The following is a 13,901-nucleotide window of genomic DNA, read 5'->3' on the forward strand; positions in this document are numbered from 1 at the left end:
CTAGGCTGATAGCCGAGTGTTGAGTCTGTCCGGGAGGCGAAAGCCTCCTTGGTCGTTTCTGGAAGTGGCATGAAAATACTGATCGTAGGCCCCAGCTGGGTGGGTGACATGGTGATGGCGCAGACATTGTTTCAGTGTCTGCGGCAGCGCCACCCTGGCTGTGAAATCGATGTGCTGGCCCCCGAGTGGAGTCGGCCGATTCTCGAGCGCATGCCCGAAGTGCGTCAGGCCCTGAGCTTTCCGCTCGGCCATGGCGTGCTGGAGTTGGCGACGCGGCGCAAGATCGGCAAGTCCCTGGCGGGCCAGTACGATCAGGCGATTCTGCTGCCCAATTCGCTCAAGTCCGCGTTGGTGCCATTCTTCGCCGGTACCCCCAAACGCACCGGCTGGAAAGGCGAGCTGCGTTACGGCCTGCTCAATGACATTCGCATTCTGGACAAAGAACGCTACCCGCTGATGATCGAGCGGTTTATGGCGCTGGCTTTCGAGCCAGGTGCCGAGCTGCCGAAGCCGTATCCGCGCCCGGCACTAGAGATCAATGCACAGAGCCGCGATGCCGCGCTCGCTAAGTTCGGTTTAAGCCTGGATCGGCCGGTGCTGGCGCTGTGTCCCGGTGCCGAGTTCGGTGAAGCCAAACGCTGGCCGAGCGAGCACTACGCCAAAGTTGCCGAGCTGAAGATTCGCGCCGGTTGGCAGGTGTGGATATTCGGCTCGAAGAATGATCATGCGGTCGGTGAAGATATCCGTAGCCGGCTGATTCCTGGCCTGCGTGAAGAAGCCAGCAACCTGGCCGGCGAGACCAGTCTGGCCGAGGCGATCGACTTGATGTCGTGTGCGGGCGCCGTGGTGTCCAACGACTCCGGCCTGATGCATGTGGCGGCGGCGTTGAATCGCCCGCTGGTGGCGGTCTACGGTTCAACCTCGCCGGGCTTTACCCCGCCGCTGGCTGAGCAGGTGGAAATCGTCCGCCTGGGCCTGGAGTGCAGCCCCTGCTTCGAGCGTACCTGCCGTTTCGGCCATTACAACTGCCTGGGCCAGCTTAAGCCGCGCCCGGTGATCGAGGCGTTGGATCGCCTGGTCAGTGATCCGGTTGAGGTTGAATAGTTTGCGGGTACTGTTGATCAAAACCTCCTCGCTGGGCGATGTGGTACACACCCTGCCGGCGCTCACCGATGCCGCGCGGGCGATTCCCGGTATTCAGTTCGACTGGGTGGTGGAAGAAGGCTTTGCCGAAATCCCCGCTTGGCATCCGGCCGTCGCGCAGGTGATTCCGGTGGCGATTCGCCGCTGGCGCAAGCACCTCTGGCAGACGCTCAGGAATGGTGAGTGGCAGCGTTTTAAGCAGCGCCTCGGGGAAACTCGGTACGACCTGGTGATTGACGCCCAGGGCCTGCTGAAGAGTGCCTGGCTGACCCGCTACGTCAACGCGCCGGTGGCTGGCTTAGACCGCGACTCCGCGCGCGAGCCGCTGGCCAGCCGCTTCTATGATCGCCGCTATGCCGTACCGCGTGAGCAGCATGCGCTTGAGCGTACCCGTCAGCTGTTTGCCCAGGCGTTGGGCTATGCGCTGCCTGCAGATATCGGCGACTACGGCCTCAACCGCGCGCTGCTAGCCGATGCAGCGCCGCAGCCTTACTTGCTGTTTCTGCACGGCACCACCTGGCCAAGCAAACACTGGCCGGAAGCTGACTGGCGCCAGCTGGCTGAGCAGATGAGTGCCCAGGGGTGGGCTATCCGTCTGCCTTGGGGTAACTCCAGCGAGAAAGCCCGCGCCGAGCGAATTGCTGCCGGTATTGAAAGCGCTGCAGTACTGCCCAAACTTAACCTGGCAGGTGTGGCCAAGGTGATTGCCGGCGCCAGTGCCTGTGTGGCGGTGGACACCGGTCTGGGCCACTTGGCCGCGGCGCTGGATGTGCCAAGTATTTCTCTATACGGCCCAACACTGCCCGGGCGAGTAGGGGCCTATGGCCGTGGCCAGGTGCACCTGTGCGCCACGGGGCCGAACGCCGGTTCGGGCGATCGACATAAACCCTGTTTCGAGGGCCTGGATGCTGAGCGTGTTGCTACGCATTTACAGGACCTGTTGCTGGCCGAGGGCGTTGTCTGATGCAGCTCGCATTTATCCTTTACAAGTACTTTCCGTTCGGCGGCTTGCAGCGCGACTTTATGCGCATTGCCCTGGAGTGCCAGGCGCGCGGCCATGCGATCCGCGTCTACACGCCAATCTGGGAAGGTGAGGTCCCTGCGGGTTTCGAGGTGGTCGTGGTGCCGGTCAAGGCGCTGTTCAACCACAAACGTAATGAAAAGCTCACCGCGTGGGTTGAGGCCGACCTGGCTAAGCGCCCGGTAGATCGGGTGATCGGCTTCAACAAAATGCCCGGCCTGGATGTCTATTACGCCGCCGATGGCTGTTATGAAGACAAGGCGCAGACCCTGCGCAACCCGCTTTACAAGTTGTGGGGCCGCTACAAACACTTCGCCGATTACGAGCGGGCAGTGTTTGCTCCCGAGTCGAAGACCGAGATTCTGATGATCTCGGAAGTGCAGCAGCCGCTGTTTATCAAGCATTACCACACCCCGCTGCAGCGCTTTCACCTGCTGCCGCCAGGTATTGCCCAAGACCGCCGTGCGCCGGCCAATGCTGCCGAGATTCGTGCTGCGTTCCGCGCCGAATTCAACCTGGCGGATGACGACCTGCTGCTGGTGCAGATCGGCTCCGGCTTCAAGACCAAAGGGCTGGATCGCAGCCTCAAAGCGCTGGCTGCCTTGCCGCGTGAGCTGAAAAAACGCACCCGGTTGATTGCCATCGGTCAGGACGATCCGCGCGCCTTCCAGTTGCAGGCCAAGGCGCTGGGGGTGTCCGATCAGGTGCAAATCCTCAAGGGGCGTAGCGATATCCCGCGCTTTCTGCTCGGCGCCGATCTGCTGATTCACCCGGCGTACAACGAGAACACCGGCACCGTGCTGCTGGAGGCCTTGGTCTCCGGCTTGCCCGTGCTGGTCACCGACGTTTGCGGCTATGCCCATTACATTGCCGAGGCGGATGCTGGGCGAGTGTTGAGCGGGCCGTTTGAGCAGGCGCGGCTTAATCAGCTGCTCGCCGACATGCTGGCCGACGACTCGCGTCGTGCCCTCTGGTCGCGCAATGGTCTGGCTTACGCCGACCACGCGGACCTGTATTCCATGCCGCAACATGCGGCCGACATCATCCTGGCGGCGCGTCCATGAAGTTGCACTTGGCTGAACCCTTTAAAAGCCTGTGGGCCGGTCGCGATGCCTTCGCTGCCGTTGAGGCCCTGCAAGGTCAGGTGTACCGCGAGTTGGAAGGGCGTCGCACGCTGCGTACCGAAGTGGCTGGGCGTGGCTACTTTGTGAAGATCCACCGTGGCATTGGCTGGGGCGAGATCATCAAGAACCTGCTCACTGCCAAGCTGCCGGTACTCGGTGCGCGCCAGGAGTGGGAGGCCATCCAGCGCCTGACTGAAGTCGGCGTAGCCACCATGACCGCTGTGGCCTATGGCGAGCGCGGCCGTAATCCGGCGGCGCAGCATTCGTTTATCGTCACCGAAGAGTTGGCGCCGACTACCGACCTTGAGCAGCTCAGCCTGAACTGGGCGCAACAACCGCCCGAGCCACGGCTCAAGTGGGCGTTGATCAATGAAGTGGCGAGCATGGTTGGCAGCATGCACCGTGCCGGGGTCAATCATCGCGACTGTTATATCTGCCACTTCCTGCTGCATACCGATAAGCCGGTCACGGCGGATGATTTCCGCCTGTCGGTGATCGATCTGCATCGCGCTCAGGTTCGCAGCCAGTTGCCCATGCGCTGGCGCAACAAAGACCTGGCCGCGCTGTATTTCTCCGTGCTGGATATCGGCCTGACCCGGCGCGACAAGCTGCGCTTTTTGCGCCGCTACTTTGCGGTGCTAAACGGGCAGCAGCCGCTGCGCCAAACACTCAGCGCCGAACGCCCGCTACTGGTGTGGCTGGAGCGTAAGGCGGACGCGCTGTATGCGCGCAAGCAGCGTTACGGGGATGCGCTCTGATGGCTGGGTGGACGCTGGATGCCCAGTATCAGGAGTTAGCAGAGGATTTTGGCAGCCTTCAGGCGGTGTTCGCTCTGCAGGGGGAGCGGCTGACCAAAGACCCGTTGTCCGAGGTCATCCGCATCGAGCGCGCGGGCGTGCGCTATTACGTCAAGCGCTACTGGGGCGGCGGCAAGGGCCTGCGCCGCTACATCGGGCGGCCACGGGTCAAGGCGGAATGGCAGAACCTGAAATACTTCGCCAAGTGGGGCGTGGCTACGGCGCCGATTGTCGCGTTCGGGCTAGAGCGTCAGTTCGGACGTTTTGTCCGGGGGGCGTTGATTACCCGCGAGATCAGCAATACCGAAGACCTGAGCTTGCTTGCCAATAACGACGATCCACGCCTGCAGGATCGCCATTGGGTTAATACCGTCAGCCTTCAACTGGCCCGCGCCACGCGGACCTTGCATGAGCATCACTTCACCCATAACGATCTCAAATGGCGCAACTTACTGGTTAATGATCGGGCGGAGTTATTTTTGATCGATTGCCCCACGGGTACATTCTGGTGGGGGCCGCTATTACGCTATCGCATCATCAAGGACCTGGCCTGCCTGGATAAGGTGGCCAAGTACAAATTGTCACGTACTCAGCGCCTACGTTTTTATCTGCAATATCGAGGTCGCAGTCGTTTGGGCGCTGCCGATAAACGCCGCGTACGTCGGGTTGTGGGTTTCTTTGAGGGGCGTGAATGACGGATTTTATTGCGGCACAGAATCGCGCCCTGCTTGAGCAGCACGGCCTGGCTAGTTTTGATGCGCTTTGGGCGTTAAAGCTTGAAGCGGTCGACGAGCCCAATACCGAGCGCGGTGGCTGGAGCAGTGTCTATCGCCTGGACCTCGGTGAGACGGCCTTCTACCTCAAGCGGCAGAGCAATCACCTGACCCGCAGTGTGCTGCATCCGTTCGGCGAGCCGACCTTTGCCCGTGAGTTTCGCAATATTCAGCGCTATCAGCGCCTGGCTATCCCGGCGTTGCAGGCGGCGTTTTTTGCCCAGCGGCGAGTCGCGGGCGAGCAACGGGCAATCTTGCTGACGCGCGCGTTGGATGGCTGGAGCGACCTGGATAGCTTGTTGGCGGAGTGGCGCGCGCACAGCGAATCGCAGCGACGCGCTATTTTGCAGGCGTGCGGCACGCTGGCTCGGCAGCTGCACGGCGCTGGGCAAATGCATGGCTGCTTTTACCCCAAGCATATTTTTCTGCGCGAAACGGCGGCTGGCTTCGATGCGCAGCTCATCGATCTGGAAAAGACCCGGCCGCTGCTGTTCGGGCGGCGTGATCGGGTTAAGGATCTGGAGCCCCTGCTGCGCCGCGCCAGTGTCTGGAATGACGCAGAGGTGGCCGTGCTGTTGGCAGCTTATCTAGATGAACGTGTTGATCTCGACGCCTGGAGCGCGCAGCTTGGGGCTCGTCGGCGTAATAAGGAGGCGCGTTGATGAGTTTCACGAGTCTCAGCCAGGCTGGGCGTTCGCCGTCTCTGCCGCTGACTCTGCAGCTGGCCGATGCGGCGGGCTCGGCAGCGTTGACTCTACAGCGGCTGCTGCGTGTCCTGCCTGGGCAGCGCTATGTGGGTCTGGCCGAGTGGCGCGGTCGCCCGGTGCTGGCCAAATTGTTGGTTGGCGACAAGGCTGCGCGGCATTTTCAGCGTGAGCGTGATGGCGCGCGCCTGCTGGCTGAGCAGGGGTTGCCTACACCTCCGTTACTGGCCGATGGCTTGCGCGAAGGCGAGGGCGGCTGGCTGTTGTTTGAGTATTTGAACGGGGCCGAGAGCTTGTGGGATGCCTGGCGCGCGGTGGAAAACCAGGCGTTGCTCAGTAGCGATCAGCAGGCTGTATTGGCTGAAGCCTTGGGGTGTATTGCGCATATGCACGCCAAGGGGCTCTGGCAAGCTGACCTGCACCTGGACAATCTATTGCGGCACGACGGCCACTTGTTCGTTATCGATGGCGGCGGTGTGCAGGTTGAGGTGGCCGGGCAGCCGTTGTCACGCAGCAAGGTGCTGGAAAACCTCGGCGTATTCTTCGCCCAGCTGCCCGCCGAGCTGACGCCCTTTATCGAAGAGTTGCTGGTGCATTACCTGCTGGCTAACGGCGAGCATGCCTTGCCGCTGGAGGCGCTGTTGAAAGAGGTGGAGAAGGTTCGTCAATGGCGTGTACGCGATTACCTGCGCAAAGTCGCTCGAGATTGCAGCTTATTCGCCGCTAAAGTGGGCGCCTTTGGCCTGCGCGTGGTGCGCCGTGACGATGAGGCCGACGTGCAGCCGTTGCTGGCGAATCTGGACGCGCTCACCGAACAAGGCCATATCTACAAGACTGGCGGCGCCGCGACTGTGGCGCGGGTCGAGCTGAATGGGCGGCCCTTGGTGGTCAAACGCTACAACGTGAAGAGCGTCGGCCATTGGCTCAAACGTTTCTGGCGACCGAGTCGCGCCTGGCACAGCTGGGTCGAGGGTAACCGCCTGCACTTGTTGGGCATTGCAACTCCGCGGCCACTGGCCGTCGTGGAACGGCGCTGGTGCTGGTTGCGCGGGCGCGCCTACCTGATTACCGAATACTGCGGCGGGCAGGATATAATCGCGCGCTTTGACAACTACCTCGACAGATCGCCCCCGGAAACTGAGCTGTTGGCGCTGGATCGTTTGTTCGCCGCCTTGCTGCGCGAGCGCATCAGTCACGGTGATTTCAAAGGGCACAATCTGTTTTGGGATGAAGACTTGGCTCGTTGGTCGCTGATCGACCTCGACGCCATGCAGCAGCACCGCAGTGCACGCCGTTTCGCCAGGGCTTATGCCCGCGACCGTGCTCGTTTTCTGCGCAACTGGCCTGCCGACTCGGCGCTGCACCAGTTGCTCAACCAACGTATACCGCTGACGCCCGGCGTCGGCTCAGCAGACTAAAAGAGGCAAAACCAGTGGCACTGACCATTCTCGGCCTGTCCGGCGCCCTCAGCCATGACCCTTCCGCCGCCCTGTATATCGACGGCAAGCTGATCGCCGCCGTCGAAGAAGAGCGCTTCGTGCGCGACAAGCACGCGAAGAACCGCATGCCCTATGAATCGGCCAAGTTCTGCCTGGAGCAGGCTGGGATCAAGCCGTCTGATGTTGATGTGGTGGCGATTCCGTTTGCCCCGATCAGCATCTTCGAGAAGGCTCGCTGGCAGTATGCCAAGCGCTACTGGTATGCACCGGACCGCGCGCTTGATGCGATCCTGATGGGCAACCGCCGCTACAAGCGCTACTACAAGCACATTCAGTGGTGCCTGCAGCAGCTCGGCTTTGACCTGAAGAAAATCAAGATCGAGCCGGTCGAGCACCACCTGGCCCATGCCGCCAGTGCCTACCACTGCTCGGGTTTTACCGAGAAGACCGCGATTCTTGGCATAGACGGTAAGGGTGAGTACGCCACCACCTTCTTTGGCTACGGCGAGAACGGCAAGATTCACAAGATCAAAGAATTCTTCGATCCGGATTCGTTGGGCGGCCTATATGGCGCGATTACTGAGTTCCTTGGCTTTGAAATGCTCGACGGCGAGTTCAAAGTGATGGGCATGGCCCCCTACGGCGATGCCAGCAAGTACGACTTCTCACGCTTGGCCAAGTTCGAAAACGGCGAGTTGGTGATCAACACCGAGTACGCCAACGTCATCGGCCTGCGCCGTTATAAAGAAAACGGCAAAGGCTTCTATTTCTCCAAGAAGCTGATCGAGTGGCTGGGGCCTAAGCGCGAAGGCGACATCGCCGACGACCCCTACATCCATTACGCCGCCAGCATGCAGGCATTGTTCGAGAAGCTGGCGCTGCAAATGATGGAGCACTATCTCGGCGACATCATCCGCGAAACCGGCAAGATCGCTTTCGCCGGTGGCTGTGCGCTGAACGTTAAGCTCAACCAGAAAATCATTGCCCGCGATGACGTGAAGGAGCTGTTCGTGCAGCCGGCGTCCGGCGACGCCGGTACTGCAGTGGGTGCTGCCGCCTACATCTCGCACCAGCGCGGCGTGCCGGTGGAGAAGATGGAGCATGTCTATCTCGGCCCGTCCTACTCCAACGAAGACGTGATCGCCGCCTGTGCTCGTCACCCGAGCAAGCCGGTGTTCAAACGCATCGACAACATGCCGCAGCGCATCGCCAAGATCATGGTCGACGCTAACCCGGTGGCCTGGTTCCAGGGCCGCATGGAGTTCGGTCCACGGGCCCTCGGCGGTCGTTCGATCATCGGTTGCCCGAGCGTGCCGGGCGTGGCTGATCGCATCAACGAACAGATCAAGTTCCGCGAGCGCTGGAGGCCGTTCTGCCCGTCGATGCTCGACACCGTCGGCCCGCAGATGCTCAAGGTCGACCACCCGAGCCCGTTCATGACCTTCACCTTCGAAGTCAACGACGAGTGGAAGACCCGCGTCGGCGAAGTGGTCCACGAAGACGGCACCTCGCGTGCCCAGGTGCTCAAGCGCGAATACAACCCGCGCTACTACGACATGATGCTCGAACTGGAAAAACTTACCGGCAACGGCGTGTCGCTGAACACCTCGCTCAATCGCCGCGGTGAGCCGATGATCTGCTCGCCAACCGACGCGCTGAACATGTTCTACGGCTCCGACCTGCAGTACCTGATCATGGAAGATATTCTGGTGGTCAAGGATGGCAAGGATTGGTATGACAACGTCTGAGGACGCAGTGACCGGGCAGCCGTGGGTGTTGCAGTTCTGCCACGGCTACGACGGTCCCTTCCTCGACTGTGCGCGGCAGTACGCCGCGTTGTTTATCGGCACCCGTTATAAGGTTTGTACGGTTTACCTGACCGGCAAACCAAGTGCAGAGGTCGAGCAGGGCTCGGCTTCTGACGAGGTGATTTTCCTCGACTACTCCAGTCGCGAAGTGCGCGGCCTCAAGCTCAAGGCGATTCGTGATCTCAAGCGCATCGTCGCTGCGCACGAATTCAAGCTGTGTATCGCTCATCGCTTCAAGCCGATTTATATCGCCTTGCTGGGTAGCGATTTGCCGGTGATCGGCGTACACCATGCGTTTGGCGATTATCAGCGCTTATCACGTCGGCTGTTCGCTAATGCCTTCAAGAAGCGCTTGGCGTTGCTTGGTGTATCCGATGCGGTGCGTGATGACATGCGTGCCTGCTTACCGAGCTGGCCGGCTGAGCGTATCCAGACCCTGTACAACCGTATCGACATTGCCGCCGTACAGGCTGCTCAGGTCTCCCGTCACGACGCCCGCGAGCACCTCGGCTTGCCTCAGGATGCTTGGGTTGTCGGCAATGTCGGGCGTCTGCATCCAGATAAGGATCAGGCTACGTTGATCCGTGGATTTGCCCAAGCATTGCCACAACTGCCCAAGGGCAGTCTATTGGTGATCATGGGCAGTGGTCGACTGGAAACGCAGCTCAAGACCCTGGCTGTGGAGTTGGGTGTGAGTGATGCCGTGCGTTTTGTCGGGCAGGTGGCGAATGGCCGGCGTTACTTCAAGGCGTTTGACCTCTTTGCTTTATCCTCGGATCACGAGCCTTTCGGCATGGTGTTGTTGGAAGCTATGGCTGCCGGTGTACCTGTTATCGCCAGTGATTGCGGTGGTGGGCCTGAAGTGGTGGGGGATGCCGGCGGGTTGTTTGGGTTCGCTGATGCCGCTGCGTTGGCGGCCATGCTGGAGCAATTCTCGGTTATATCCGCGACCCAGCGAGAGCGCACCGAGTCGCTTATGTTCGCGCGCTTGCAGGAGCGGTTTTCTGACCGTGCTGTGAGTGAGGTTTTCTGGGGGCTGGCTGCCATGCGACCTTTCCAGATGGGTGAGCCGTTTTGAGCGTGATATGCCTCTGTCCTTGGGGGCCAGTGCGTGATGACGAGTGAGCGTGCGATGAGATTACTGGTAACAGGCGGGGCTGGTTATATCGGCTCACATACCGTACTGGAGTTGTTGCAAGCCGGTCACGATGTGGTGGTGTTGGATAATCTGTGCAATGGCTCGTTGGAGGCCCTGCGGCGTATTCAGGCAATAGCCGGGCGGTCACTACAGTTTGTTCAGGGCGATATTCGTGATAGAGCATTGCTTGATCGGCTCTTCGCTCAGCAGCAAGTGGATGCCGTGGTGCACTTTGCCGGGCTTAAGGCTGTCGGTGAAAGTGTGCGGCAGCCGCTGGACTATTACGCTTGCAATGTGGCTGGCACCCTTAACTTGTGCCAAGCAATGGCTGATGCGGGGGTATTTCAGCTGGTGTTCAGCTCATCGGCAACTGTTTATGGCGATCCGGCTCAGGTGCCAGTAGATGAGAGCTGTCCTGTAGCAGAGCCAACCAGTCCTTATGGGCGTAGCAAGCTGATGGTGGAGCATCTGCTGCATGATGTGCAGCGTGCCGATACGCGTTGGTCGATTGCTATCTTGCGTTACTTCAATCCGGTTGGGGCGCATCCAAGTGGTTTGATCGGCGAAGACCCTTTGGGTGTTCCGAATAACCTACTGCCTTATCTGAGCCAGGTGGCTGTCGGAAAGCTGGATTGCTTGCAAGTGCATGGCAATGACTACCCCACCCCGGACGGAACCTGTATCCGCGACTATATCCACGTAGTTGATCTGGCACAGGGGCACGTGCGGTCATTGCAGTTTATTAGCCGCCACAAGGGCTGTTCGGTGTGGAACCTAGGTGCCGGTAAAGGTTATTCAGTGCTGCAGGTGATTAGTGCTTTTGAGCAGGCATGTGGGCGTTCAGTGCATTACATCATCGGGCCGCGTCGTCCTGGCGATATCGCTGCCAATTGGGCCGAGCCGAGTAAGGCTGAGCGTGAGCTGGGATGGAAAGCTGAGCGTAGTTTGGCCAGCATGATGGCCGATACCTGGCGCTGGCAAAGTAAGAATCCGCAAGGTTATCGATGATGGTTATTTGGACTTGTTGCGAAGGAACTGTATGAGTACGTCACCAAGCATCTGTCTCGTGATGCCCTATTTTGGTAAATGGCCGTTTTGGATGCCGTTCTTTCTGCAGAGCTGTCGGCTTAACCCGAGTGTCGAATGGTTGTTTTATAGCGACTGTGCGCCGCTGGATAACTGTCCGGAGAATGTCCGTGTGGTCTCGATGAGTTTCGCGGACTACTGCCAGCATGTGTCAAGTCGGCTTGATATCGATTTTCGTCCCACACAGGCTTATAAGCTCTGCGATATCCGCCCGGCATTTGGTTTGATTCATGAAGCGGATCTACAGGGCTACGACTTTTGGGGCTTTGGCGATATTGATTTGGTTTATGGTGACTTGCGTGCCTATTTCACCGCTGAGCGCTTGCAGTCGCATGATCTTTGTTCAACCCACGCGCGGCGTGTATCGGGGCATTTGTGTCTGATCCGGAATACCCCGCGTATGCGTGATGCGTTCAAGCGCATGCCGAGCTGGAGGCAGCGGTTCTGTGACCCGCAGCATCAGGCTTTAGATGAGGGCGCCTTTACCCGACTATTCTTGCGTAACAAGAATCTGCCAGATTTTTTGCAGAAAATACTCGGGACGTTGTTCAACCCCTGGTATCGGCGCAGTGAGTTTGTTGAGGCCTACAGCACCCCTTATGCGCGTATCGATTGGCATGACGGTAGTCGTAACTTTCCGCAAAAGTGGTATTGGAATAAGGGAAAATTGACCAACGATCAGGATGGTTCGCGCGAATTTCCTTATTTCCACTTTATCGTGTGGAAGCGCCACGGCTGGGATCAGTTGCCGCCGGAGCAATTGCAAGCATCGACTAGTTTTGCTCTGAGCCCGTCTTGGTCAATCAGCCCGCAGGGCTTCGAGCGTGAACAATAATGCCTAGGCGTATCAAGGTTTTACAGCTACAGCCGGACTACAACGTTAAGGCGCATGACTTCGCCGATTTGGCCGAGCAGATCGTGAAAGCCTTGCCGGGTGAGCGCTATGAAGTGGTCGCGGCATTCTTGCGTGGTAAGCCGCAGCCGGGCGAGCCCGTTAGTCGAGCCGCGCGCTCAGTGTATTTTGAGTTCGCCGATAAGCAGCTCAAAGGACTGCGGTTGCGGGCCATGTGGCAGCTCTATCAGTTTTGTCGCGCCGAGCAGTTCGATGTGGTGATCTGTAACCGCTTTAAGCCAGTCAATATGATGCTGCAGCTCAACCGTTGGTTAAAGATTCCACTGTGTATCGGCATCTCTCACGGGTTTGGTGAGTACGACCGTTTTTACCGGCGCCGACAAGCCAGGCGCCTGATCGATACGGCCTGGCGTTTCGTGGGTGTGTCGCCGGCGGTTAAGCAATACTTGCTGGACTGTGCGTGCGGCTTTACCGAGCACAATACGGTGGCCATCACTAACGCCATTGATATTGAGCAGGCCGCCGCTTTGCAGCATTCGCGCGAAGACGCTCGCCGCCTGTTGGGGCTTGACCCCAATGCGCGCTTGGTGGGCGCACTTGGGCGTCTGGTGCCGGTTAAAGGACATACCTACCTGCTCCAAGCGTTTGCCAAACTCAAAGATATTTACCCGCAGGCACAATTAGCCATTATCGGTAAGGGGCGCGAAGAGTCGCGGCTGCTGGCTGAGGTTGAGCGGCTTGGTCTCGGTGGGCGGGTTCATCTGCTCGGTTTTCGTGAAAATGCGCTGCAGTATGTCCGTGCTTTTGATATCTGGACCATGCCGTCGCTGGCTGAAGGCCTGGGCTTGGCGTTGCTGGAAGGCATGAGCGGGCATTTGCCGGTGATTGCCTCGAATGTGCCGGCGATGCTGCCGCTGATCGAGGGGGCGGGTGGTATCGCTGTGCCGCCGGCTGACGTCGACGCTCTGAGTCAGGCGCTCAACAGCTATTTACAGTTGAGTGATGAGCAGTTGCAGGCCAAGGGTGAGCAGGCCTATGCCTATTTGTGTGCCAATCACGATATCGAAACCTTCCGTCAGCAGTATCGGCAGCTCATTGACGAGTCGCTGAGTCAGGCGAGTGCCTCCCAATGAGTCAGAGTTCCCAGCTTGTCAGTGTCATTATTGCCTCCTACAACCACGCGCCCTATATCGAAGAGTGCATTCTCAGTGTGCTGGGGCAAACCTATCCGCATGTCGAACTTTTGGTAGTGGATGATGGTTCTACCGATGACAGCGTTGAGCGTATCCGGCGCTTGCAGGCCGAGTATGGCTTCGATTTTCAGGTGCAGCAGAACCAAGGGTTAACCCGCACGTTGAACTCAGCAATCGCTCGCGCCAAAGGTGAGTTGATTGTGCCGTTCGGCTCGGATGATGTGATGCTCCCCGAGCGCCTGGCCAAACAGGTGGCTTATATGGCTGATAAGCCCGAAGTGGGAATCTGCGCCGGCAATATCGAGTTGATTGATTCTCAGGGCACACTATTTCCCGAGTCTCGCCAGCGCCGCGATGTGCCGTTTCGGCGGATGGACTTCGATGATGTGTTTATGGAGCGTAAACCTTATGCGCCCGCCACAACCTTGATGATCCGCAAGGAGGCATTGGAGAAAGTAGGCGGCTTCGATCCTGAGATTCGTCTGGAGGATCTGGCCATTGAGCTGAAAATCACCCATGCCGGCTACTACATCGACTGCCTGGGCGAAGTGTTGGCGCGTTACCGTAAGCATGCTACTAATTCGTACAAAAACCACCGTTTTATGATCAGCAGCATCCTGCGCATTTATGCGTTGTACAGCGATCATCCGCAGTATGAGTTCGTCCGTACGCGTTTTCTCAGCTCCATGTTTCTTAAATGCTCCAACCGTGATCGTCAGTTGGCGCGCGAGTTATTGGCGCAGATCCCGTTTAAAAAGTGGTCGAAGAAAACATGGCGTGGCCTGATGCGCCTGTACTTCTCCCCCCTGGAGAAGGGCTGAT

Annotated in this window: 13 protein-coding genes; all 13 read left to right on the top strand. The window is 59.1% G+C overall.

What is annotated here, in order from left to right:
* Positions 1-69: 69 nt before the first annotated feature.
* From waaF to SOP97_RS12320, 13 genes are read left to right on the top strand one after another with little or no spacing between them, the layout of a single operon-like run.
* Positions 70-1,104: a lipopolysaccharide heptosyltransferase II gene (gene waaF, locus SOP97_RS12260; RefSeq protein WP_274087181.1), complete on the top strand. Its 1,035-nt coding sequence runs from the start codon at positions 70-72 to the stop codon at positions 1,102-1,104.
* Between the two features lies 1 nt (position 1,105).
* Positions 1,106-2,107, top strand: coding sequence for a lipopolysaccharide heptosyltransferase I (gene waaC, locus SOP97_RS12265; protein WP_274087182.1), 1,002 nt, complete (start codon positions 1,106-1,108; stop codon positions 2,105-2,107).
* Positions 2,107-3,228, top strand: a complete 1,122-nt coding sequence (locus SOP97_RS12270; protein ID WP_274087183.1) for a glycosyltransferase family 4 protein — start codon at positions 2,107-2,109, stop codon at positions 3,226-3,228. Before waaC ends, SOP97_RS12270 begins: the two co-directional genes overlap by 1 nt.
* The gene (rfaP, locus tag SOP97_RS12275; protein WP_274087184.1) at positions 3,225-4,046 is read left to right on the top strand and encodes a lipopolysaccharide core heptose(I) kinase RfaP; all 822 of its coding nucleotides are present in this window, start codon (positions 3,225-3,227) and stop codon (positions 4,044-4,046) included. Before SOP97_RS12270 ends, rfaP begins: the two co-directional genes overlap by 4 nt.
* Positions 4,046-4,780 carry a lipopolysaccharide kinase InaA family protein gene (locus tag SOP97_RS12280; protein WP_322949333.1) on the top strand — a complete coding sequence of 245 codons (735 nt, stop codon included), beginning with the start codon at positions 4,046-4,048 and terminating at the stop codon, positions 4,778-4,780. The genes rfaP and SOP97_RS12280 overlap by 1 nt, the downstream gene beginning before the upstream one ends.
* The gene (locus SOP97_RS12285; RefSeq protein WP_322949334.1) at positions 4,777-5,520 is read left to right on the top strand and encodes a lipopolysaccharide kinase InaA family protein; all 744 of its coding nucleotides are present in this window, start codon (positions 4,777-4,779) and stop codon (positions 5,518-5,520) included. Before SOP97_RS12280 ends, SOP97_RS12285 begins: the two co-directional genes overlap by 4 nt.
* Entirely contained in the window at positions 5,520-6,980 is a 1,461-nt protein-coding gene (locus SOP97_RS12290; RefSeq protein WP_322949335.1) for a lipopolysaccharide kinase InaA family protein, read from the top strand. Before SOP97_RS12285 ends, SOP97_RS12290 begins: the two co-directional genes overlap by 1 nt.
* 14 nt (positions 6,981-6,994) lie before the next feature.
* The gene (locus SOP97_RS12295; protein ID WP_274087188.1) at positions 6,995-8,749 is read left to right on the top strand and encodes a carbamoyltransferase family protein; all 1,755 of its coding nucleotides are present in this window, start codon (positions 6,995-6,997) and stop codon (positions 8,747-8,749) included.
* Positions 8,736-9,887: a glycosyltransferase gene (locus tag SOP97_RS12300; RefSeq protein ID WP_274087189.1), complete on the top strand. Its 1,152-nt coding sequence runs from the start codon at positions 8,736-8,738 to the stop codon at positions 9,885-9,887. The genes SOP97_RS12295 and SOP97_RS12300 overlap by 14 nt, the downstream gene beginning before the upstream one ends.
* A 54-nt stretch (positions 9,888-9,941) precedes the next feature.
* Positions 9,942-10,955, top strand: a complete 1,014-nt coding sequence (gene galE, locus SOP97_RS12305; protein WP_274087190.1) for a UDP-glucose 4-epimerase GalE — start codon at positions 9,942-9,944, stop codon at positions 10,953-10,955.
* Positions 10,956-10,986: 31 nt separating this feature from the next.
* Complete coding sequence (locus SOP97_RS12310) at positions 10,987-11,868, top strand: DUF6625 family protein (protein ID WP_322949336.1); 882 nt, start codon at positions 10,987-10,989, stop codon at positions 11,866-11,868.
* Positions 11,868-13,019 (top strand): glycosyltransferase, encoded by a 1,152-nt coding sequence (locus SOP97_RS12315; protein ID WP_322949337.1) that lies wholly within the window; start codon positions 11,868-11,870, stop codon positions 13,017-13,019. Before SOP97_RS12310 ends, SOP97_RS12315 begins: the two co-directional genes overlap by 1 nt.
* A complete protein-coding gene (locus tag SOP97_RS12320) occupies positions 13,016-13,900 on the top strand; it encodes a glycosyltransferase (RefSeq protein ID WP_322949338.1) in 885 nt (294 codons plus the stop codon). The genes SOP97_RS12315 and SOP97_RS12320 overlap by 4 nt, the downstream gene beginning before the upstream one ends.
* Position 13,901 lies beyond the last annotated feature (1 nt).

Source organism: Pseudomonas spirodelae (genome assembly GCF_034653255.1).
Taxonomy (GTDB): Bacteria; Pseudomonadota; Gammaproteobacteria; order Pseudomonadales; family Pseudomonadaceae; genus Aquipseudomonas; species Aquipseudomonas spirodelae.